Origin of the sequence: Streptomyces sp. NRRL F-5727 (assembly GCF_000719555.1) — a bacterium.
Lineage (GTDB): Bacteria > Actinomycetota > Actinomycetes > Streptomycetales > Streptomycetaceae > Streptomyces.
In genome coordinates, this window is record NZ_JOGX01000004.1 from 188,910 (window position 1) to 210,856 (window position 21,947).

A 21,947-nucleotide genomic window follows, 5' to 3' on the forward strand; every position below is an offset into this window, starting at 1 on the left:
CGTGCGACAGGCAACAGTTGTCGCCGGCGCGCCCGGCTGGAACGCCACAGCCTCGGTTGGGTCTGCGCGCGGGAGGACGGCGTGCTGATCGGGTTCGTCGACGTGGCCCGGGACGGCGGGGCCCACGCCTTCGTCCTGGACACGATGGTCGCCCCCGGCCACCGGACGGCGGGCGTGGGCACCGCGCTCGTCACGACCGCGGCGGACCACGCCCGCGCCGCCGGCTGCGCCTGGCTGCACGTCGACTTCGAGGAGCACCTGCGCCCCTTCTACCTCGACGCGTGCGGCTTCAGGGAGACCGCGGCGGGGCTCCTCGCCCTGGAGGACAGGCCCTAGCCTCGGGTGCCGTCGAGCTGCTCGCGCAGGATGTCCAGGTGGCCGTTGTGGCGGGCCGTCTCCTCGGTGAGGTGGAGGAGGATCCAGCGCAGGTCGACGTGGAGGCCGCCGCGGACCGGGCGTTCGGCCCGGGCGTCCAGGTCGTGCCGGGCGACGAGGTCGCGGTAGCGGGCGCTCTGTGCGGCGTACTCGTCGAGCAGCTGCGGGAGCGGGAAGTCGACCGCGACGCGCATCTCGCGGTCGGGGTCCTCGTCGGTCCAGGGGCCCTGGTCCTCCTCGCCGAGGAAGACCACCTGGAACCAGTAGTACTCGACCCAGCGCAGGTGGTTGATCAAGCCGCTCAGGGTCATCAGCGGCGAGCCGGGGAGCAGCGCCCGGCGGGCGTCCTCCGCGGAGACGCCTTCGCACTTGGCGCGGGCGGTGGCGCGGGCGTAGTCGAGGAACGTGGTGAGCTGGGTGCGCTCGTCCCACGCGGGCGGTGTGTCGTCGATTCTGGTCATCGCGCGAAGCCTCCCCGATCACCGCGGGCGGTGTCGAACGAATTCCGGCGGGTCAGGCGTCCGGGCCGGGGACGACCCTGAGGTCGTAGAGGTACGAGCGGTCGTCCTTGAAGCTGCGCCAGACCGTCGCCGGCGGCTCGGGGCCGTCGGCGCGCCCGTCGAGGGGGTACGCCGTGACGAGGCCACCGGCGATCACACAGTGCCAGCCCTCGGCCCGCGACCAGACGCACCGCACGGCCCCGTCGGTGCGGCGGTAGACGGGGCGGCCGTCGCGCTCGCCGTCGGGTTCGAAGCGGTGGCGGAGGCCGTCGGTGTGGCGCACGAAGACGAGGGAGGGGCGTGTGGTCATGCCCGGGACCCTAGTGCGTCCCGCGGCCCGTCAGGGGCGGGGTCGCCCCTCGGCCGCTCCGCCGCCGCGGCCGAAGGCGAGCTCGAGGATCCGGGGCCATTTCACCGGCGGGGTGGGGACGGCGACGCCCGGCCGGTCGCGGGGCACCCGGACCCGTAGCGCCAGGGGGCGCAGCGTGCAGACGACGGGGGTGGCCATCCGCAGGGCCTCGCCGTCCACCGCCACGGGGATCTCGGTGGAGTCGGCGGTGACCTCGACGCGGTGGGCGGACAGCACGGTCAGCGCCGTGGACTGCGTGCCCCGCACCGCCAGGTCGGCGGCCTGGGCGGCGTCCTCCACCCGGATGCCGAGCACGCCCAGTTCGCCGTCGTCGAGACGGGGCCGGCGGCCGGCGCCGCTGAGCTCGTCGGGCGAGACGTACGGGTTGTTGCTGACGAGCAGCGCCTGCTGGGAGGCGAGCGAGGTGTCGTCGACCCGGGCGTCGAGCCGTCGCAGCCCGTCGCCGAGGAGCAGGTCCGGCATGTGGGTCAGCGCGGTGCCGGCCTTGTCGTCGCGGTACTCGGGCCGCTGGACGACGTCGGCGTAGACCCCGAAGGAGACCGTGTTGACGAAGGGCCGGCCGGAGACGTCGCCGAGGTCGACGCGGAGTTCCTCGCCGTCGGTCAGCGCGTCGAGGCAGCGGGACGGGTCGGAGCGGTCGAGTCCGAGGTCCATGGCGAAGTGGTTGCGGGTGCCGGCGGAGATCACCAGGAACGGCAGGTCGTGGTCGGCGGCGACGGCCGCGACCAGCGCCTGCGTGCCGTCGCCGCCCGCGACGCCCAGCAGGTCCGCGCCGTCGGCGACGGCGTCCCGGGCCAGCGCGGCGACATCGGCGGGGGCGGACGGATCGAGCAGGATGACCTTCGCCCCGAGCTCCTCCGCCCGTGCCACGAGCCCGAAGCGTTCGACCTTCCCGCCCCCGGACTTGGGGTTCATGATGAGCACGGGACGGTCCGGCGGGTCCGCGGGGACCGCCGGTGTCGACCGCGGCGGACGCGATCGGCGGAGCGCCGCCCGGGCGCAGGCCAGGGCGGCGCCCCAGCAGAGGACGAGGACCAGGGCCGTCAGCCACAGGCCGTCGCGGGCGAAGAGCACGATGACGCCGACGGGGGCGGCGATGGCGACGAGCGCGCCGAGGAGCCGCAGGGCGCCGCGGTGGGCGACGAACCACCACCCGCCGGCGGCGACGAGGACCAGCCCGAGGAACCCGGCGATGATCACCACCAGCCCGCCCTCCCCGATGGCCAGGACGAGCACGACCAGGGATCCGACCGCCGCGAGCACGGCCAGGCGCGCGAGCAGCCGCGCCGCCCCGCTCGCTCCGGCACCCGTCGTCCGTGTCCTCGCCATGTCGTCCTCCCCGCCCTGCCCATGAGCCGGTCCAAGGCACCAGCCTGCACACTCCCGGACCGCGGGGCATCCCCGAAGGGCCATGCGGATGAAGCGGCCCGCGCCGGGCCCGTACCGGCCGAGGAGGGTACGGGTGCCCCGGCAGCCGAACCAGTCTGAGCCGCGTACCCGAGCTCCGGTCAGTGGTCGCGGGCGCGGAAGGTGACTCCGTGGCGCTCGCGGAGGCGGGTGAGTTCCCACCAGGCCACCGCCGTGACCGAGGCCGGGCCGCCGATGACGGCGCAGAGCTGGACGGGGAGGGGGCCCGGGGGCATGCCGGAGAAGGCCAGGCTGACGGCGGCCAGCTCCCAGACGAGGACGCCGGTGACCAGGGCGGGCAGGGCGGAGTGGACGCGGGAGAGGCCGAAGACGGAGGGGACGAGGGTGAGGGAGGAGAAGACCACGTAGAACAGCATCCAGAACACCGGCACCAGCAGGGCGATCATGAACAGCGGGCGCAGCGCCGACTGGAACGTCTCGCCCAGCGCCACCATGCCCGCGGAGAGCAGCGGGACCGCCGTGAACGCCCCGAAGTACCAGAGCGCCGCGCGGCCCGAGGAGGCCAGGTGGGACCGCATGTGGGGGCGGGCGGACGGGGGCGCCAGGCGGAAGACGACCAGGATGATCAGCGGGGCCGTGAGGAGCACCAGCCACGGGGTCGTCGTGACCCGCAGGAAGTACTGCGCCTGGAGGTCCCCGAGGTCCTGGTCCGCCCCGTACGCGAAGAAGATCAGGCAGCTCGCCGCCAGCGCCGTCCAGGCGCGGACGTCCTGGACGCGCTTCATGAACGGGTCCACCACCCGCGGGTACTCCTGGACGGGGAACCTGCGGTGGGCTTGCCGGGCCGCCGAGCGGGCCAGCGGATACCAGAGCACCGGCAGCAGGAGGGGCCAGAGGCAGACCAGCATGAGCGCCCAGGCGCAGCCGTGCAGGCGCACCCGCCGCACCAGCGCCGTGAACGGCGGCCAGTCGCCCTCGCGGAACCGGATCCAGCGCGGGCGCGGCGGGGCGGAGGGCGGGTAGGCGGGCTGGGGAGGGATGCCGGCGCCCGGTGCCGGCGGCACCCAGGGCGAGCCGTAGCCGTGGCCCTGCCCGTACCCCTGCTCCTGCCCGTAGCCGTAGCCGTGGCCCTGCCCGTACCCCTGCCCGTAGCCGTGGCCCTGCCCGTACCCCTGTCCGTAACCCTGCCCGGGGGCGTACGGGTTCCTTCCCCCATCGGTCACGTCTGTTCCCCTTCCGCACGCGCTTCACCGTCGGTCGATCCGTCGCGGCCGTCCGCCCTGGTCAACTGATCGGCGGGGAACGGCCGGACCGGTTCTACCATCTCGCGCCGACGGCGCCCCGACCGCGCCCGGGCCCCGCCCCGGAATCGACCGGACCACGCCCCTTCGTCCCTGGCAGGATCGGTCCATGCGCACCGTGCACGCCCTTCTCGTGGGCATCGACGACTACCCGGGCAAGCCGCTCTCCGGCTGCGTCAACGACGTGGCCGCGGCGGAGGAATGGCTGCGGCGGCAGGACGGGATCCGGCCCGAGATCCTGCGGCTGCGGAACACGGCGGCCACCCGCGACGCGCTGCTCGCCGGCCTCCGGCGCCACTTGGGGCGCACCGGCCCCGGCGAGACGGCGCTGTTCTGGTTCAGCGGCCACGGGTCGGAGCAGCCGACGAGCGATCCGCGCGCGGCGACCGGCATGAGCCAGGCCCTGGTGTGCGCCGACAGCCTCGACCCGGGCGGTCAGCCCCTGCTCTGGGACGCCGAACTGGGCGCCGTCCTCCGGGAGATCGCGTCCCGGGGCGGCCATGTCGTCGCCGTCATCGACTCCTGTCACTCCGGCGGCGTCGACCGCGACGCGCCGCCCGGGACGGAGACGCGCGGAGTCGCCTGGCAGCCGTGGTGGGTGCCGACGCCCTCCGGCGCCCCTCGGGGGGCCGGGGGTCCCGCGGCGTCGGCGGGGGCCGACCACATCCTGCTCGCGGGCTGCCGGGAGTACGAGCGGGCCCACGAGGCGGTCATCGACGGCGTCCGGCGCGGGTACTTCAGCCACGCGCTCCTCGGCGCGCTGGACCTGCTCGGCCCGGCCGCCTCGTTCGGGAAGGTCCACGCCCTCGCCGAGACGGACGTCCTCGACCGGCACCGGGGCCAGCATCCCGAACTGCGCGGCCCGGAGCATCTGCGGTTCCTGTACGGCGATCCCCTGCCGGACGCGCCGTTCCTGCTGCGGCACACGACGGCCGGGTGGGAGGTGAACTGCGGTGCGGTGCACGGACTGCGGTCGGCGGGCGCCGAGTTCACACTCCAGGGCGGGGCGCCGGCGGCGCTCCGGACGGTGGTCGTACGGGAGGTGCGTGCGGAGTCCTCGCTCGTCGAGCCGCTCGGCTGGACGCCGGCCCCCTCGGACCTGATCACGGTGCACGGCGTGACGCCGTCGGCGCTCGCCTTCCCGCCGGCGGCGGTGTCCGTCGTCGGGGATCCCGCCGCGGCGGCGCTGATGACCGAGGCCGTCGAGGCGTCGCCGCTGCTCGACAACGGCGGTCACGGGCTGCCGCTGCTCGTCGAGGCGCGACACGGCCGGGCCCGGGTCTCCGGCGGGGGCGGAGCCGATCCCGGCGCGCTGCCGCTGCGCACGGCCGCGGACGCCGCACGGGTGGCCGACTGTCTGGCGCACATCAGCCGCTGGCGTGGGATCCGCGACCTCGCGAACCCCGACCCCTGGCTGTCGTCCCAGGTCCGTGTCAGCGTCGAACCGCTGGTCGGGGAGGTGCGGTACGCGGCGACGGGCGAGATCGTGTGCGCCTACACGCCGGACGGCCGGGAGCCGCAGGTCATGGTGCGGGTCCACAACCACTCGCCGCGGATGCTGTGGTGCGTGCTCCTCGATCTGACCGACACCTACGCCTCCTCCCCTCACCTCCTCGACGGCGACTTCGTCGGTGCCGGGCGGGCCGCCACGGCACGGGCGGGCGAACCGGTGTGGTTCCGGCTGCCGCCGGGCCGGTCGCTTCGGCGGGGCGCGTTCACCCACGACTGGCTGCGGGTGGTCATCGCCGAGAACGAGTTCAACCTCGCGCCCTTCCGGCTGCCCGCGTGGTCCGCCACGGCGCCGGGAGGGACCCGCGCCGGCACCGGCTCCGACGGCGGCGGTCTGCTGCGCCTCGCGCCGACGGGTGGCCGCGACGCGGGCGGCCCTCCGCACGAGGTGGGCCGGTGGGGCACCACGTCGGTGGTCATTCGCACGGAGGTGCCCTGACCGGGCCCACGGGCGGCGCTCCCGGGTTCACCAGCCGAGGTGGGTGAACCCGGCCCAGGCCGCGAGGTCGTCGGCGTCGAGTTCCGGCACGCGTGCCGCCATGTCGGCGGGCATGCCGGGCGGTGCCTGCCGGGTGCGGCGGTCCTGGAGCATCCACGACTGGGCCTCGCGCAGCGCCTCGCCGGGCGTCCGCCCCTCCCGGGCCATGTAGTGGTGGGTCATGTACATCAGCAGCGACGTCGCGCCGTCGGGCACGGTCCACAGCGAGCCCAGGACGCTGCGGGCGCCGGCGACGAGGAACGCGGTGGCCAGGCTGTACGCCTCGTCGTAGCCGTGCCCGGACACGTGGGTACGGCAGGCGGCGAGGACGACGAGTTCCAGCTCCCGGTAGCGGGCGGAGCCTTCGGTGAGCTGCTCGGCGGACAGCTCCCCACCGGACAGCTTCAGGTAGGAGCTGTGCCGGTCTCCCTGGTTGAGCACGCCGTGGCAGGCGAGGTGGAGCATGCCGCCACGCTTCTCCGAGAGCCAGCCGGTGACGGCGGCGGGGGTGGCGGTGCCCGGCCCGAGGAGGGTGCCGTGGGGGTGGAACACCCGGTGGATGGCCTGCGCCTCCTCGCCCGCGTGGTACAGGTCGAGCGTCGGATTGCCGACGACGAGCGCCTCCCGGACACCCGCCGGCCGCCGCGCCGCGAGTTCGCACAGCAGCCGCGCCGAGGGGACGTACGAGATCGAGGCGGCCTGGCAGGCACGGCGGCGGCCGATCCGGGCCGCGTGCCAGGGCACCACGCCGAGCTCCCCCATCGGAACCAGCACCAGGGACGGCGCCCGCCCGATGCCGCGCGGCACCGCCTTGAGGAGCGGCTCCATGACGGCGCTGCCCGCCCAGTCGCAGAGTCGCGTCAGTTCCGCCCCGCCCCGGTACCGGTCCTGTGGGGCGGCGGGTGCGGGGGTCGTCTCCGGCGGGCCTCCGGCGTCCCGTCCTGGCGCGCCCACCTGGTGATAGGCCGTCAAAGCCACGGCGTCAGCTCGCAGTTCCGGCAGGTCGAGCGCGGTGACGGTGCCACGCGCGTCGACGATCAGGGCCGCCCCGCCCCCGCCCTCGCCCCCGGGAGCGAGGTACACGAGGGCCGTGCGTCCCATCGCGGTCAGCGCCCGGCCGATCTCGTCCGGCGTGGGGACGTCGAGGAGCCGGCGGCGGTGCGGGGAGGCGGCGAGGGCGTCCAGGACGCGGCGGCGCAGCCTGCTGGGCGGGCCGGAGGAGCCGAAGCCGGCCGGATCGACCTGGTCCACCGGTCCGGCCGCCGAGGCGCGCCATTCGGCGGCGAGCTCCTCCTGCCCGAGGGAGGCCAGCATCTCCGGGACGCTGTCCGTGACGGTGGCGGAGTGCAGGACGAGGCCCCGGCCGGCGTCGAGCGCGCGGACGGCCTCGTCGTAGGCGCCGTCGGCGACACACCAGTGGGCCACCTCCAGCGCTTCCTCGCCGATGCGTCGTCCGACGCCGGCGGCGTGCGCGGTACCGGACTGCAGGAGCACCGTCCAGGCAGAGGCCCGGACGGCCTCGAGGCCGACGCGCCGGGACTCGGCGTGGTTCAGGCGCGTGGCGCGGGCGTTGAGGAACTGGTTGTCCCCACGGTGGCGGTAGGCGCGGGCGAGGGACAGCCCCGTCGAGGCCCAGAGGGGATGGGCGGGGCCGCCGGCCATGCGCCGGGCGTGCTTGAGCCAGGAGATCCCCTGGTCGAGGTGGTGGGGCCGGTCGGCGCGCGGGACCCCGGCCAGCCCCGCCAGGACGACGTGACCGCCGCCGAGGGTGCTGGCGGCACGGATCCACCGGGGGTCGTCGGGCTGGAGGAGGTCGAGGGCGTCGTGGATCAGCGCGAGCGCTTCGGTGACCCCATGGGCGTCCCGGGCGAGGATCGCACGGCCCATGCGGCTGATCCCCGCCTCGCCGTAGCGGTCGGCCTGCGCGTCCGGGGGGAGGGCGGCGATCCGGCGCCGCACCTCCTCGACGGGGGTGACGCCCGCACGCCTCTGGTCCTGGCCGGGGGTGACGTCCTCGAGCCGTCCGGTCCGCCGGGCGCGCAGGATCTCCAGGTTGCCCCGCGCCACGTCGAGGTTGGCCTCCATGCCGAGCCGGTCCATGTGGTCCGGGGAGAGCCTGCGGACGACGTCGTCGAGTTCCTGGATGTGGCGGGCGAGCGCCGTCTCGTCCTCGCGTCGGGTGGCCTGGTGGGCGCGGAACAGGGCCACTTGCGCGTCGATGCCGAGGCGGTTGGTCTCGTCGAAGACGGGCGAGTTCCGCAGCCGTGCCAGGTCGTCGACGGCGGAGTCGAAGTCGTCCTCGCCGCCCCCGGCCTGGGCGAGGTGGGCGCGCAGTCCGGCGTGCTGGACGTCGAGCGCGTCGCGTTCCGGGCTGCCGGGCGGGAACGCGCCCCGGGTCTGCTCCAGCCGCCGCAGGGCCCGCTCCATGTCGTCGGGTCCGTCGATCCGCTGGAGTCCGGCGCTGCTGTCCAGTGCGGTGATGAGCGCCTGCCGGCGCTGGTCGCCCGGCCCGTACGCCTCGGCCTCGTTCTTCAGCTCGTCCAGCTCGGTCTGGTCGACGACGGGGTTGTGGAAGCGGAGCATCGGCAGGACCGACAGGATCTGTCCGGCGCGCAGGCCGGACATGACCGTCCCCCGCGGCAGCGCCTTCCAGTCGCCGTACAGCCGGTTCCACGCCTCGTCGGCGGTGGAGCAGCCGAGGTGGTCCATGACGGTGGCGGTGATCCGGGTGAGGTCCTGGGCGTCGACCATGCCCTGGGCGGACGCCGCCTTGAGCTCGTAGAGCAGCGCCTGGAGGTCGTACGGCTTGTCATGCATGGGGGTCGTTCCCTCCCGGCCGCGGCGCGGTCCGTGTGCGGTACGGGGCGAGGGCGGCGTTCAGCCATGCCTCCCCCTCCTCCGTGTCGAAGTCCACCGGTGGCCGGTCGTCGGCCTCCAGCGGGGACGCCGGGCCGAACCGGTCCTCGAAGAGCACCGCGACGCGGTCGGCGGGCTCGCGTTTGGACGGCCAGACGAAGCCCTGAGCCCAGGGCGCGGTGCGCCGCCGGCTCCAGTGATCCGCGCGGCGAGCCGCCGCCGGTCCGCCGCGGGCCGGTCGCGCATGCCCGGCGCCAGTCCGAGGGTGACGGCGGCGGCCTCCTCCAACTCGCCCCCGCCGAGCCGGCCGACGGCCGTGCGCAGCAGGTTCTCCACCTCGACGGGCCACGCCTCGGCCACCGCCCCTGGCGCGGCCAGGGCCGCCGCGCGTAACAGGGGCAGCTCCGACTCCCGGACCCGCACGATCCCTTCCAGCCGCACCCGCTTCACCTCCAGGAGAATCGACGCGACGTCCAACGGTTCAGCCAGAGGCGCCATGGGCCCATGATCGTGTGCCGGGGAATCGCACTTCAAGTCCGGTGTGCACCGGACTCCCGGCGATCACCGTACGCCGGTGGGCACGGTGGATCCGGCCGACTCCGGGTCGTCTCCCGGGCGTTGGCGGGTCGGTCGCGGGTCGAGGAAAGGGAGGAAGCGTGGGGGAAGGAGCCGCCGGTCAGGAGGCGATGGGGAGTCCCCACGTCTGGAGGACGAAGGGGCGTCCCTTCTCCTCCCCCTCGATCAGCGGTACGTCGAGGAGGGTGAATCCGGCCTTGGTCGCGACGGCGACGCTGGCGGCGTTCTCGGCCTCCAGTTCGAGGATCACCCGCTCCGCACCGAGCTCCTCGACGGCGTACGCGGCCATGAGCCGTACCGCGCGCGCCGCGAGGCCCTGGCCGCGGTGGGCGGGGCCGACGGCGTAGCCGAGCTCCACGCCGCCCGGGATGCGCCGCAGCATGCCCTCGCCGAGGGGCGCGCCGCCGTCGACGGTGATGGCGAAGAGGAGGGTCGTGCCCTCCGCCCGGAGGTTCCGGGCCCGCTCCAGCCGGGTGGCGGCGGCCTGCGCGTCGAAGGGCGAGACGATCGGTGTCCAGTAGGCGACGTCGGGGTCCTCGAACAGCTCCGGCATCGCGGCCAGGTCCGTCTCCGTCCAGTCGCGCAGGACGATGCCCTCCCCGCGGAGCTCGGTCCGCTCGGGGAACGGGGCGGAGGTCGTGTTGCTGCTGCTCATGGTGCGGTTCCTTCCTGGCCTCGAATGCGACGCAGCATAGCGAGACGATCACCGGATCATCCGGTATCCGGACCGCTGATCGCGTGCACCGGGTCCCCTTCCCGGCGTGCGGGCCCGGGTTCAGCCGGTCGCGGTGAAGAGGCCGTTGAGCTCCGGGTAGTCGATCGCGTCCCGGAGGGAGTCGTAGCCGCCTGCCTGGTGGAGGTCGAGGGCGGCGCGCCGGGCGGTGGCGTAGGCGGCCTGGGCCACGCCCGAGCCGAGGCTCACCCGGGCCACGCCGAGCGCGCCCAGCTCGGCCACCGGCGGGGCGCCCGGGCCGGCCATGACGTTGAGGGGGACCGTCAGGCCCGCGGCCAGTTCCTCGATGAGGCCGGGGTCCGTGACGCCCGGGACGAAGACGCCGTCCGCGCCGGCGTCCACGTAGCGGCGGGCCCGGTCCAGGGTGTCCCGCAGCCGGGTGGCGGGGTCGCCCAGGCCGAGCAGGTACGTGTCGACGCGGGCGTTGACGAAGAGGTCGGCGCCCGCCCGCTCCGCCGCCGCGCGGGCGGCCGTCAGGCGGTCGGCCAGCGCGCCCGGCGGGCGGGTGCCGTCCTCGATGTTGACGCCCGCCACGCCGGACTCCAGGACACGGGCGACCGTGTCCGCCACTTCGGCGGGCGTCCCGCCGTAGCCTCCCTCGATGTCGACGGTCACCGGCACGGCGACCGCGGCCGTGATGCGGCCGATGACGCCCAGCACCAGGTCCCGGGAGACGCGGTCCCCGTCCGGTGCGCCGAGCGACCAGGCGACGCCGGCGCTGGTGGTGGCGATCGCGGCGGCGCCCGCCGCCTCGACGATCCGGGCGCTCGCGGCGTCCCAGACGTTGGCGAGCGCGAGCGGACGGGCGGGCGTGTGGAGGGAGCGGAAGAGCGAGGACCGGTTGTCGTGGATCATGCGCTCAGCCAATCAGCGGGCGCGGCCGCTGTCCGGCAGGAATGCGACATCGACGTCAGCGGGGTCCGTGAGTCGGCAGGGTCCGTTCGCTCCGCCCCTCCCCCGGGCCGCGGTATTTCGCTGGGCACCCCCCGCACCCCCGGGGCACAATGCCCGCGATGATCTCCACCGCCGGCGCCCTGCTCGCCGCTCTCGAACCCCTCCCCCACTCCGCGCGGCTCCGGTTCACCGCCGTCACCGCGCACCGGCTCGCCGCCGACGGCGGTCTTCGGCCGCTGCTCGGCGAGCTGGACGCGCGCGGCCCGTACGAGCGCCGGCTGGCCGCGCTGGCGGCGTTCGCCGCCGGTGAGTCCAGCCACCTGATGGCACGGCTGGGCGATCTCGATCCGGTGGTCCGCCGTTACGCGCTCCGCGCCGTCCGGCGCCTGCCCACCCAGGGGCCCGCCGCAGACCCCGGCGTCGACTCCGCCGTCGAGGCCGCCATCACGGCCGCCTACGACGACGCTCCGGCGGTGGTCCGCGCCGACCTCGCGCGCCTGTTGCGCGACGGCCGGCGGTCCGCGCTCGCCGAGCGGCTCGTCGAGCGGGTGCGCACGGAGTACGGCGAGCGGGACGCGGCGCTCCTGCTGCCGGGCTGCTCGCCGCGGTTCACCGCGCGGCTGCTCCCCGAGCTGGCGGGGGCGCTGAGGTCCGAGGACTGGAGCACGCTGGCGCTCCGCCACCCCGTCGCCGTGCTCGACCAGGCGGAGCGGCAGCTCGCCGGGCTCACCGGGCGGTCGCGCGACGAGTGGTGGCGGCGGTACGCGGCGGGACTGGCCGCCGCGCTGCCCGCGGCACCGGAGCGCGTCCTGGAGCTGCTGGAGACGTACGGCCCCGACGAACTGCCCGGCCCGGTCCACGACCGGCTGGGCGACCTCGTCGCGGTGGACGCCGAGCGGGTCGTCCGCCTGCTCGCCGACCCGGACCGCCGGCAGGTGCGGTGGGAGCGGGTCGCGGGGCCGGCGCTGATCCGCCTGCTCGTGGCGGCGGATCCGCCGTCGCTGCCCCGGCTGGGGCTCCGCTGGTTCCACCGGGGCGCCTTCGGCACGCTGCTGCGGACGGTGCCGCCGGAGCGCCGGGGCGCCTTCCTGGACGCGGTCGTCGGCGCGGCCGGCCCGCAGAACCACAACGTCCGCGTCCACCCGGGCGTCCTCGCGCTGCTGCCGCCGGCCGAGCGGCACGCCCGGGCCCGCGCCCTGCTCGACGACGCGCAGGACTCCTGGGACCGCTGGAGCCTGCTCACCCTCCTGCCGCCCGAGGAGGCGCGCCCCGAACTGTCGGCCGCCCTCGCCTCGCGGGACGCCGAACAGCGCGGCGGGGTCTGGGACATGCTGGTGCGCAACGCGGCGCACAGCCGCGACCCCGAGCAGGTCGGGGACGTGCTCGCGCGGGCCGCCGACCGGCTGGCCGACGAGTGGGACCCCGTGCGCGGGGACCTCCTCTCGGCGCTCGCCGACGTGCCGACTCCCCTCCTGGCGGCCGCACTCGAGAGCGCCGACGGCTCCGCGTCACTGGAGCGGCTGTGCCGCGACGCGCTGGCGGCCCGTGACTGCTCCCCCGTGACCCGCGACGCGCTCCGCACGCTGGCGACGGCCCTGCTCGCCGACCGTACGACGGCGACCGCCCGGCCGCTGGGCGCGCGTCTCCTGGAGACGCTGACCGCGCACACGGGCACGGTCGAACTCGTCTGCCTCGACCAGGCGTTGGACGATGACGGGGTCCGTTCCGTGGCCGCCGCGCTCGGCCCCTGGCTGGACCGGAGCACCGCCCGGGGCGACGTCGCGCCGCTGCTCGCGCTGGTCGCGTCCTGCGGCCGCCGCGCGTACGGCGTACCGGAGCTCCAGGACCGCCTGGAGAAGGCGCTCGCCACGTGCCCGGACCCGGTCCTCGGCGACGTCGCCGCCGCCTGGCTCGCCGACCCCGCGACCCGCGGCGGGCGGGTCGAGGCGCTGCTGGCGCGGGAGCCCTCGGCCGTCTTCCTTCCCCCGGTGCTCGCCGTCCTCGCCGCGGAGCGCACCGACCTCCTGGACGCCGCCCTGGGGGAGACCGTAGGCCCCGGCGGGCGGTTCCCCGTGGCGGGGGCTCCCCGGCCGCTGCCCGCGTTCCGGCACGCCGACCGGTGGCTGCCGCGGCAGCAGGAGGCCGCGGTGCGGCTGGCGGCGGCCGTCGTCGCCGACCCGGACCGCGGGGTCGGCGAACGGGCCGCGGTCCTCCGCGCGGTGGCCCCGGTGCCGGAGCACGGCCGCGCCCTGCTGCGGCGGTACGCATCCCCCGTACCGGACGCCCCCGGGCCCGAGCGCGCGCTCGCCGCGGCGGCACTGGACGCCGCCGCGCACACCGACGATCCGGCCTCGGCCCTCGGCGCCCTCCTCGACCACGCCGGCGACGACGGGGCCGCGGCGGCCTGGTCCGCCGCCGGGCGCGCCGCCGCGCATGCGCGGCCGAGCCGGGTCGCGGCCCTGCTCCATGACGTGCTGACGCGGGAGTCCGGGGTGAAGGTCACCGTCAGGAAGGCCGCCGCCCGGCTCGCCGCCCGTCATCTGCCCCGGAGGGCGGCCGTCACGCTCCTGGCGAACGTGGCCGGTGCTCCCGGTGTCCATCCGGACGTGCACGCGACCGTCGTCGGTCTGGCCGCGACGCTGCTGCCCGCCCCGGAGATGTGGGCCCTGCTGGAGTCCGCGGCAGCCGCCGACGGGCCGGAGACGGTCCGGACCGCGCTGCTTCACGTGAACCCGGCGGACCTGGCTCCGGCGCACCGGGGGCGGTTCGGGGAGCTGATGGCCCGGCAGGCGTTCACGACGAGTCACAGCACGGCGTACCTCGCCCTGTCCGGACTCGCCGACTGGGCGCGGTACGCCCCCGAGGCGGGCACCGCGCTCGCGGACCTCTACACCGACCTGACCAGGTCGGAACAGCTCTGGACGGTGCGAAGCGGGCTCCAGGACCTGGCCCGGTCCGGCCTTCCGCATCCCGTCGGCGGTGCGGCTCCGGGCAGTCTCCTGCACGGCGTGGTCGACCGGCTGCTGGCGTACGTCGCCGTCGGCGAACCGGAGGGCGGAGGACGGGGCGGGGACCTCCCGGCGCTCCGCCGGCTCCACTCCCTCCTGGAATCACCGCGGCAGGACCCGGGCGCGTGCGCCGACCTGGCCCGTCAGCTCGCGGACGAGCCGCTGGCCACCGCCACCCGCACGGCCCTCCTCGTCCGCGCGATCGACCTGACGGCGCCCGCGCCCGAGATCCTGGGCGCCGTGCGGGACCTGCTCGCCGTGGTCGCCGGCCGTCCCGTCCTCGCCGCCCGGGCGGCCGAGGAGATCGAAGAGGCCCACCAGAGCGGCACACCGCTCGCCGACCCGGCCGCCGCCCTCGCCGCCGTCCGCGCCCTGGGCGACGACGGCGGACTCGTCCCGGGCCTGCTCGCCGTCGGCCTCACGAACGGCGTCGGATCCCGGCAGGGCTGGCCGGACCCCTGCCGTACGGCCCTGCTCGCCCTGCGCCGGCATCCGGAACCGGACGTCCGCGACCTGGCGTACGCGACGGACCTGAGCAGCTGTCACTGACAGCTGCCGGAGGGCACGTTAGCGGGGCGTGAGCGAGACGGCAGGGGCGCCGCCGAAGGTGGAGGCCGACCACACCAGGAGGCATCATGCGACGACGTACGTTTCTCAGGGGGACCCTGCTGGGCACGGCGGCCACGGCCGTCCCGCTCACCGCCCTGGCCCAGGGCACGGCCGCGGCGGCCGGCACCGTGACCGTCACGAGCATCGGGGCGCTGCAGAGCGCGATCGACGCCGCCGTCCCCGGGGACCGCATCGTCCTGGCCGACGGCGCCTACACCGTGCCGTCGGCGGGCATCCGGGTGACCGGCAAGCACGGCACCACCAGCGCGCCGATCACCATCGTCTCCGCCAGTCGCGGCGGCGCCGTGCTCGGCGGGTCCGCCGGCTTCGTCCTCTCGGGCTCCAGCAACATCACCATCAGCGGCTTCGCGTTCCGGCAGACGACGACGCTCGCCATCCCGGCCGACTGCTCCCGGATCCGGCTGACCCGCAACGACTTCAAGCTCGCCGACACGGCCGGGCTCGACTGGCTGGTGGTCCGCGGCGACGACGCCAAGATCGACCGCAACCACTTCCACCACCGCACCTCGCAGGGCATCTTCCTGGTCGTGGACGGGCCCGGGACCACCGCCATGGCCCAGCGGACCCACATCTTCCGGAACTACTTCGCCGACCACTCCTACACCGGCGCCAACGGCGGCGAGGCGATCCGGCTCGGCGTCAGCCACCGCGCCCTGTCCACCGCGGACGCCCTCGTCGAGGGCAACCTCTTCGAGCGCTGCGACGGCGACCCGGAGGCGATCTCGGTCAAGTCCTCCGGCAACACCGTCCGCCACAACACCCTCCGCGGCAACAAGGGCGGCATCGTCCTGCGGCACGGCAACGCCACCACCGTCGAGGGCAACCACGTCCTCGGCGGCGTGAACGGGGTGCGCCTGTACGGCAACGACCACCTCGTGGTGAACAACCACATCTCGGGGACGACCTCCCGCGGCCTCGTCATCGGCAGCGGCACCACCCGCGACCACCACGAGGGCGAGACCACCGAGGAGCGGCGCGGGAACGACGCGTGCGACCGGGCGGTCATCGTGCACAACACGCTCGTCGGGAACTCCGCCACCCTCTCGGGCGAGAGCCGGACCTACGAGCCGCGTGACGTGGTCGTCGCCGACAACATCCTCGTCGCCTCCACCGGCACCCTCGTCGACCTGGCCGCCGCCCCCGGCTTCACGTGGCAGGGCAACATCCTGTGGGGCTCCGCCGCCGACGGCACCATCCCGTCCGGCGGTTTCCGCCGCGTCGACCCGCTGCTCCGCAAGGACGCGGACGGCGTCCACCGCCTCACCGCCGGCAGCCCGGCCGTCGACGCCGCCACGTACGCCTCGCTCGGCGTGGCGGAGGACGCGGACGGGCACGCGCGCACGGGCGCCCGTGACGTCGGCGCCGACGAGTACTCCACCCTGGCGCCGGTCCGCCGGCCGCTGACGACCGCCGACGTGGGCCCGAACGCCGCCTGACCGGACCCCGGGCCCGCGCCGCCGTCAGCCGTGCAGGCGCGGGCCCTGGTGGCTCACCAGCGAGAGCCAGTCGCGGGTGGTGGCCCGGCCGGTGACGAGGAGCCCCCGCTCGGCCTGGTAGATGCGGAGCACGTCCTCGGTCTCGGAGGTGAAGTCGCCGCTCACGACCGTCGGATGGCCGGCGCCGGTGAGCAGCGACTGCAACGCCTCGACGGCCGGACCGTAGTCACCGCCGGCGAGCGGCACGACCAGCCGCGGCCAGGTCCTGGGGCCCACCCGGCCGTCCTGGACGAGGCCGAGGGACCTCTGGAAGCGGGTGACCGCGCCGACGGTGGCCGCGTCGACCGTGCCGGTCACCTCCACCTCGTACTTCCTCTCCCGCAGCAGGTACTGCACCGTGCGGGCCTCCCACAGCACGTCGCCGAGGCGCACGACCGGCCACTCGTCCCGGACGGGCGTCGCGCCCGCGCCGGCCGGACCGGCGGCGGGCGGGGTGATCACCGGCCGCAGCCAGAGCCCCGCGACGAAGGCCGCACAGGCGAGCAGCAGCCAGAGCACCCGGCGTACGTACCCGAGGACGGGGGCGCTGATCGGCGCCGCCACGCGCGCGTGCGACACGGTGGGGCCGGAGACGCCGGGACCGGCCGGGTCCGGGACCGGTGCCGGGTCCGCGCCGGGGCCCGGCGGCGCGGCGCCCACGGGGACGGCCACGCGCGCGCGTGGGACGCGTCGGGCCCCCTGGGCCGCGCGGGCGAGCCGGAGTGCCTCGTCGAGCTCGCCGGGCGGTGCGCCCAGGGCGTCGTGCAGGACCTCGACGACCGCCGGCGGCGCGGCCATCGGCCGGCCGGGGTTGAGGTAGCGGGACATCGTCGCCTGGTCGACCCCGGCCCGGCGGGCCAGCGCCTTCTGCGTGGGGCGCACTCCGGTGCTCCCCTGCCACCACGCGCGGAGTACGGCGGTGAGCGCCGCGGCCGGATCGGCGAGGGCGGACTCCCCCGTCGTCTCCCCTCCGGTGCCGGTGGTGCCCTTGCCGGGTCCTCCGGTGCCGGTGCCCTTGGCGGTTTCTCCGGTGCCGGTGCCTTTGCCGGTTTCTCCGGTGCCGGTGCTCCCGTCGACGATTCCTCCGGTGCCGGTGGCCCGTGTGCAGTCCATGACGCATCCCCTATGCATGTGCATCTCCGCAGGTCAGCGAGGCGCATGCAGGCGTGCATGGACGCATGTCCGCTGACGGGTGCCCGAGGGTAGCGGCGCGGGCCGGGGACGCGGCACGGTGATCGGGCCGGGACGGCGTCGCCGCTCCCGCCCCTCTCCCCGCTCCCCCCGCGGTACGTCCGCGTGCCGTCGTACCGGAGCGGGGGACGACCCCACCTCCGCACCTCACCCGAACGGGTGAGGTGCGGGCCGACGAAAGGACCCGCAGTCATGCGTACGTGGACCGGACCCGCCCTCCTCGCCGCCGCGGTCGCCGCCCCGCTCCTCGTGGTCGCGCCGGCCGCCGACGCGGCGCCCGCCAAGTACACGCACTCGGCCGCCGCGCAGCAGTTCCGCGCGGCGGGCATCTCGTGGACGTCGAGCAGGAACTGCTCGGACTGGAACCGGAAGGGCTGTACGTCCTTCACGAACATCAACCGGGCCACGGTCGCGGGCGCCATCGCCTTCAAGAAGGCCAGCCGCTGCACGATCGTCGTCACCGGCGGCACGGAGACGGGCCACAGCACCCGGGGGACGTACACGCATCGCAACGGCTACAAGGTCGACATGTCGGTCCGGACGTCGTGTCTCGACACGTACATCAAGAAGCACTACAAGAAGGCCGGCACGCGCCGCGACGGCGCCAAGCTCTACACGTCCCCGAACGGCAACGTGTACGCGCGCGAGAACCACCACTGGGACATCACGTACTACAACAGCAAGGCGTGACCGCCGGGCCCGACGCCCCGGCACCGCCTCGCGCGGGCGGTGCCGGACGGGACCGGACGCCCCGCTGACCCCGGCAGGTCGCGGGTGCGGCTGTCACCGCTCCTTCGGCCGTGACGCCCGGGCGACCAGGAGGAGCAGGAGGCCGCAGGAGGCCACCAGGATCCAGCCCGGGCGGGACGCGTGCGCGAGCTCTGCCGGGCCGGCGCCGGTGACCAGGGCGCCGGCGAGCGCGATGCCGACGGCGGCGCCGAGCTGCCGGGCGGTGGAGGTGATCGCCCCGTCCGAAACGTCAACGCCCGCCGGACACCGCGCGGAAGCCCGTGCAGCCGAAGCGCTTCCAGCCGCTCCGGTCGTCGCTGTCGGCCCGGTAGACGACCACCGTCCAGTCCCCGGCCTTCGCGGTCACGGGCGGGGCGCCCGGGAAGTCCCGGGGGTAGACCAGCGTCTTCTCGGCGGAACCGACCTGGACGGGCCGGGAGGTGTGGCCGAATCCCTTCCCGCCGGGCGGCTTCACACCGGCGACCAGGCGGTACGTCCCCTCGCCGGAGAACGAGAAGCTCACATCGACCGACGCGGCGCCGGAGAGGTAGGTGACGGAGGTCGAGGAGGTGCTGCCGGACGGGCCCGCCTCCGCCGGCCGGTCGCACTCCCCGGCCCCGAGCCGGGCCTGCTTCGGGTCCTTCGACAGGGCCCAGCGGACGTCGGACGCGGACTCGGAACCAGCCGCGGACGGGGACGTGCCGACGGAGCCGGGGTCCGCGGTCCGGGTGGGCGGGGCAGCCGCGCCGCCCGGGCCGCCCGGGCCGCCGCTGTCGCTCCCCGTACCCCCCTTGGCCCACTGCTGCCAGGCGACCGTGCCCGCCCCGCCGGCCAGCGCCAGCACCAGCACGGCCGCGCCCCAGCGGCTGCGGCGGGCAGGGGCGGGCACGGTATCCCCGGTTCCCGGGTCCCGTCCCGGGTCGAGGCGGGTGGGCGGCAGCGGCGCGCCGCTCGCGCCGCGGCAGCGCGCGATCACCTCCGGCGTCCCCGGCCGGTCCGCCGGGTCCTTCGCCACGCAGGCGCGGATCAGCGCGACCAACTCCGGCTCCGTGTCCGCGACTTCACCGAGGTCGATGTCCTCGTGCACCGCCCGGTAGGAGACGGCTTCGGCGAGGCCCTCGCCGAACGGCGGCCGGCCCGTCAGCGCGTACGCCATGGTCGCGCCGAGGGCGAAGACGTCGGCGGCCGCGGACGTCTCATTGCGGAGCAGCACCTCGGGTGCGGTGAAGCCGGGTGTCCCGGGCGCCGCGCCGGTCCTGGTCAGGGCCGTGTCGTCGGGGCCGCGCGCGATCCCGAAGTCGATGAGCCGGGGGCCGTCGGCGGCCAGGATGACGTTCTGCGGCTTGAGATCCCGGTGGGTGATCCCGTACGCGTGCACGCTCGCGAGGGCCACCGCGAGCGCTTCGAAGAGGGAACGGCACTCCACCACCCCCAACGGCCCGTCGGCGCCGATCTTCTGACGGAGCGTCGGGCCTGGCACGTACTCGGTGGCCAGCCAGTAGGGTGCCTCGTCCAGCGAGGCGTCCACCAGTTGCGCGGTGTGCGGGCCGCGGACGGTGCGGACCGTGGCGACCTCCCGGCGGAACCGGGCCAGCGCCTCCCGATGTCCGGTGATCTCGTCCCGGATCACCTTCAGCGCGACCAGCCCGCCGTCCGGCGAACGCGCCAGGTACACCTGCCCCATGCCGCCCGCCCCGAGCCGGCCGAGGAGGGTGTGGTCGCCGATGTGCGCGGGGTCCTGGCCAGGTCTCAGTGGGTCCACGCTGCCGTACTCTAGTGCGGCCGCCTCGGCGCCCGACGGGCCCGGCGCGATCCCGTCGCGCCCGCGCGGCCGTCCGGTAGGTTGCCCGCCATGACCGAACTGGGATCCGACACCTGGCCGCCCGCCCCGATAACCACGGAACGGCTCGTGCTCCGCGCGTCCGAAGCCCGTGACCGGGCCGGCTTCATCGAGCTGTTCGCCTCGACCGAGGTCGGCACGTACGTCGGCGGCGCCCGACCGCGTGACGAGCTCGAGCGCGCGGTCCCCGAGGTGCCCGGCCGACGGCCCGGCGCCTTCGTCGTGACGCTCGACGACGCGATGATCGGGATGGTCACGCTCGACCCGCGTGGCCCGGACCGCCTCGGGCACGTCCGCCCCGAGGGCGGCGAGACCGAGCTCGGGTACCTCTTCCTGCCGGCGGCGTGGGGGCACGGCTACGCCGCCGAGGCGTGCACCGCGGTGCTCGACTGGTTCGCCGACGCGCGGCCCGACGAGCCGGTGGTGCTCTCCACGCAGAGCGCCAACGACCGCGCGATGCGCCTCGCGGCGAAACTGGGCTTCACCGAGGTGGAGCGGTTCGAGGAGTACGGCGCCGAGCAGTGGTTCGGCGTACGGAGCCCGGCCCCGCGGACGGCCTGAACGATCGGCCCTCCCCGTACAACCCTGCGGCTTCGCCGACGCCATGATGCCGACCGACGCCGTCGAGTAGCCCGTTCTCCGGGCGCGGAAAACGGGAGGCCCTCGCATCCCGCGCCTGTTAGCGTCTCCCGCATGAAGCCTGCAGCTGTGACGACGACGCCGGAGAGTGTCCCGGCGCGCTGACCGTTGTCTCAGTCCGAAGCCCCGGGGCGAGTGCCCCGGGGCTTCGCGCTGTGGTCACTCGCCCGCTGACCGCGAGGAGACCGCCATGCACGACCACGCGCACGACCACGCCCACGACCACGACCACGACCACGACCACCGCAGGCTCGGCCGCGAACTCGGCCTGTTCGACACCGACCCGCTGATCGGCGCCGGGCTGCCGTACTGGCTGCCCGACGGCGCCGCCGTACGGCACGCCCTGGAGGAGTACATCCGCGACGCCGAACGGCGCGCCGGATACCGGCACGTGTACTCGCCCGTGCTGGGCAAGCGGGAGCTGTACGAGATCTCGGGGCACTGGGCGCACTACAGCGACGACATGTTCCCGCCGATGGACCTCGGCGGGGAGCAGGTCGTGCTGCGGCCCAGCCTCTGCCCCCACCACGCCCTCATCTACCGTGCACGGGCCCGCAGTTACCGCGAGCTGCCGCTGCGGATGGCCGAGCTCGGGGGCATGTACCGCTCCGAACTCTCGGGCGTGCTCGGCGGGTTGACCCGGGTGCGGGCCATCCAGCTCAACGACGCACACATCTTCTGCACCCTGGAGCAGGTCGCGGAGGAGGCGCGGGCGGCGCTGGAGCTGATCCGGAGGGCGTACGAGGCGCTGGGCGTCGCCCCGGCCCGGTACCGGCTCTCCCTGCCGGGCCCGGGCGGCAAGTACGTCGACGCGCCCGAGATGTGGCGGCGGTCGACCGCCCTGCTGACCGAGGCGCTCGACCGGTCCGGGCTGCCCTACGAGGCGGCGGAGGGCGAGGCGGCGTTCTACGGCCCAAAGATCGACGTCCAGGTGCGGGACGCGGCCGGCCGGGAGTCCACCCTCTCCACCGTCCAGGTCGACTTCCACCAGCCCGAGCAGTTCGATCTGCGCTACATCGGCGCGGACGGCGCCCGGCACCGGCCGGTGATGGTCCACCGCAGCATCGTCGGGAGCGTGGAACGGGCCGTCGCCCACCTCATCGAGCGGCACGGCGGCGCCTTCCCCGCCTGGCTCGCCCCCACCCAGCTGGCGATCCTCCCGGTCTCCGACGCGGACGTCCCGGCCGCCGTCGCCCTCGCCGACCGCTGCACCGCCCTCGGGCTGCGCGCCGAGGTCGCGCCCCCGGACCGCGGCAGCCTGGGCGCCCGCGTCCGCGCGGCCCGCCTGGTGCCGTACCAGGCGGTCCTCGGCGCCAGGGAGACCGCGGAGGACCGCCTGTCGCTCCGCCTCCGGGACGGCCGGCGCCCGGGCCCGCTCCCGGCGTCCGACGCCCTCGCCCGGATCGACGCGCTCGTCCGGGCCCACAGCACCGAACTGTGGGACGACTGACCGGTCCGGAAAACGGTTCGCGGGG

At 75.6% G+C, this 21,947-nt stretch carries 15 protein-coding genes and 1 pseudogene; 7 read left to right on the forward strand and 9 right to left on the reverse strand.

The features are described 5' to 3' along the window. Window positions 1-27: 27 nt before the first annotated feature. A pseudogene (locus IF73_RS0104635) lies at window positions 28-336 on the forward strand (GNAT family N-acetyltransferase); the annotation flags it as partial. Here the strand turns inward: IF73_RS0104635 and IF73_RS0104640 are convergent. From IF73_RS0104640 to IF73_RS0104655, 4 genes are all read right to left on the reverse strand, one after another. Further along, on the reverse strand, window positions 333-836 hold the full coding sequence (locus IF73_RS0104640; RefSeq protein WP_031003665.1) for a DinB family protein: 504 nt from the start codon (window positions 834-836) through the stop codon (window positions 333-335). The pseudogene IF73_RS0104635 and the gene IF73_RS0104640 overlap by 4 nt on opposite strands. A gap of 52 nt (window positions 837-888) precedes the next feature. Then, a complete protein-coding gene (locus IF73_RS0104645; RefSeq protein ID WP_031003667.1) occupies window positions 889-1,185 on the reverse strand; it encodes a hypothetical protein in 297 nt (98 codons plus the stop codon). Between the two features lie 30 nt (window positions 1,186-1,215). Then, window positions 1,216-2,574 (reverse strand): diacylglycerol/lipid kinase family protein, encoded by a 1,359-nt coding sequence (locus IF73_RS0104650; RefSeq protein WP_051716521.1) that lies wholly within the window; start codon window positions 2,572-2,574, stop codon window positions 1,216-1,218. A gap of 179 nt (window positions 2,575-2,753) precedes the next feature. Then, window positions 2,754-3,836, reverse strand: a complete 1,083-nt coding sequence (locus tag IF73_RS0104655) for a hypothetical protein (protein WP_234338157.1) — start codon at window positions 3,834-3,836, stop codon at window positions 2,754-2,756. Between the two features lie 187 nt (window positions 3,837-4,023). Between IF73_RS0104655 and IF73_RS0104660 the strand changes: the two genes are divergently transcribed. Continuing rightward, window positions 4,024-5,862, forward strand: coding sequence for a caspase family protein (locus IF73_RS0104660; protein WP_031003681.1), 1,839 nt, complete (start codon window positions 4,024-4,026; stop codon window positions 5,860-5,862). A 27-nt stretch (window positions 5,863-5,889) separates the two neighbouring features. Here IF73_RS0104660 and IF73_RS0104665 read toward each other — a convergent pair whose 3' ends face one another. The 3 genes from IF73_RS0104665 to IF73_RS0104680 all read right to left on the reverse strand — a co-directional run bounded on the left by IF73_RS0104665 (window position 5,890) and on the right by IF73_RS0104680 (window position 10,921). Continuing rightward, on the reverse strand, window positions 5,890-8,718 hold the full coding sequence (locus IF73_RS0104665) for a CHAT domain-containing protein (RefSeq protein WP_031003683.1): 2,829 nt from the start codon (window positions 8,716-8,718) through the stop codon (window positions 5,890-5,892). A gap of 715 nt (window positions 8,719-9,433) precedes the next feature. Beyond that, the gene (locus IF73_RS0104675) at window positions 9,434-9,988 is read right to left on the reverse strand and encodes a GNAT family N-acetyltransferase (protein WP_031003687.1); all 555 of its coding nucleotides are present in this window, start codon (window positions 9,986-9,988) and stop codon (window positions 9,434-9,436) included. Between the two features lie 120 nt (window positions 9,989-10,108). Next, window positions 10,109-10,921 carry an isocitrate lyase/PEP mutase family protein gene (locus IF73_RS0104680; protein ID WP_031003689.1) on the reverse strand — a complete coding sequence of 271 codons (813 nt, stop codon included), beginning with the start codon at window positions 10,919-10,921 and terminating at the stop codon, window positions 10,109-10,111. A gap of 158 nt (window positions 10,922-11,079) precedes the next feature. On the opposite strand from IF73_RS0104680, the gene IF73_RS0104685 reads away from it, so the two are divergent. Next, window positions 11,080-14,517: a hypothetical protein gene (locus tag IF73_RS0104685; protein WP_031003691.1), complete on the forward strand. Its 3,438-nt coding sequence runs from the start codon at window positions 11,080-11,082 to the stop codon at window positions 14,515-14,517. An 86-nt stretch (window positions 14,518-14,603) separates the two neighbouring features. Next, the gene (locus IF73_RS0104690) at window positions 14,604-16,034 is read left to right on the forward strand and encodes a polysaccharide lyase 6 family protein (RefSeq protein ID WP_031003693.1); all 1,431 of its coding nucleotides are present in this window, start codon (window positions 14,604-14,606) and stop codon (window positions 16,032-16,034) included. A gap of 24 nt (window positions 16,035-16,058) precedes the next feature. On the opposite strand, the gene IF73_RS38515 is transcribed toward IF73_RS0104690, so the two are convergent. Beyond that, window positions 16,059-17,186 (reverse strand): peptidoglycan-binding protein, encoded by a 1,128-nt coding sequence (locus tag IF73_RS38515; RefSeq protein ID WP_031003695.1) that lies wholly within the window; start codon window positions 17,184-17,186, stop codon window positions 16,059-16,061. A 270-nt stretch (window positions 17,187-17,456) separates the two neighbouring features. On the opposite strand from IF73_RS38515, the gene IF73_RS0104700 reads away from it, so the two are divergent. Next, window positions 17,457-17,954 carry a hypothetical protein gene (locus IF73_RS0104700; protein ID WP_031003697.1) on the forward strand — a complete coding sequence of 166 codons (498 nt, stop codon included), beginning with the start codon at window positions 17,457-17,459 and terminating at the stop codon, window positions 17,952-17,954. Between the two features lie 289 nt (window positions 17,955-18,243). Here the strand turns inward: IF73_RS0104700 and IF73_RS40260 are convergent, their stop codons facing one another. After that, window positions 18,244-19,755: a serine/threonine-protein kinase gene (locus IF73_RS40260; protein WP_107049192.1), complete on the reverse strand. Its 1,512-nt coding sequence runs from the start codon at window positions 19,753-19,755 to the stop codon at window positions 18,244-18,246. Window positions 19,756-19,845: 90 nt separating this feature from the next. Here IF73_RS40260 and IF73_RS0104710 point away from each other — a divergent pair, with 90 nt between their 5' ends. Both IF73_RS0104710 and thrS read left to right on the forward strand, forming a co-directional pair. Then, window positions 19,846-20,394, forward strand: coding sequence for a GNAT family N-acetyltransferase (locus IF73_RS0104710; RefSeq protein ID WP_031003701.1), 549 nt, complete (start codon window positions 19,846-19,848; stop codon window positions 20,392-20,394). A gap of 268 nt (window positions 20,395-20,662) precedes the next feature. Beyond that, a complete protein-coding gene (thrS, locus tag IF73_RS0104715) occupies window positions 20,663-21,922 on the forward strand; it encodes a threonine--tRNA ligase (protein WP_051716523.1) in 1,260 nt (419 codons plus the stop codon). Window positions 21,923-21,947 lie beyond the last annotated feature (25 nt).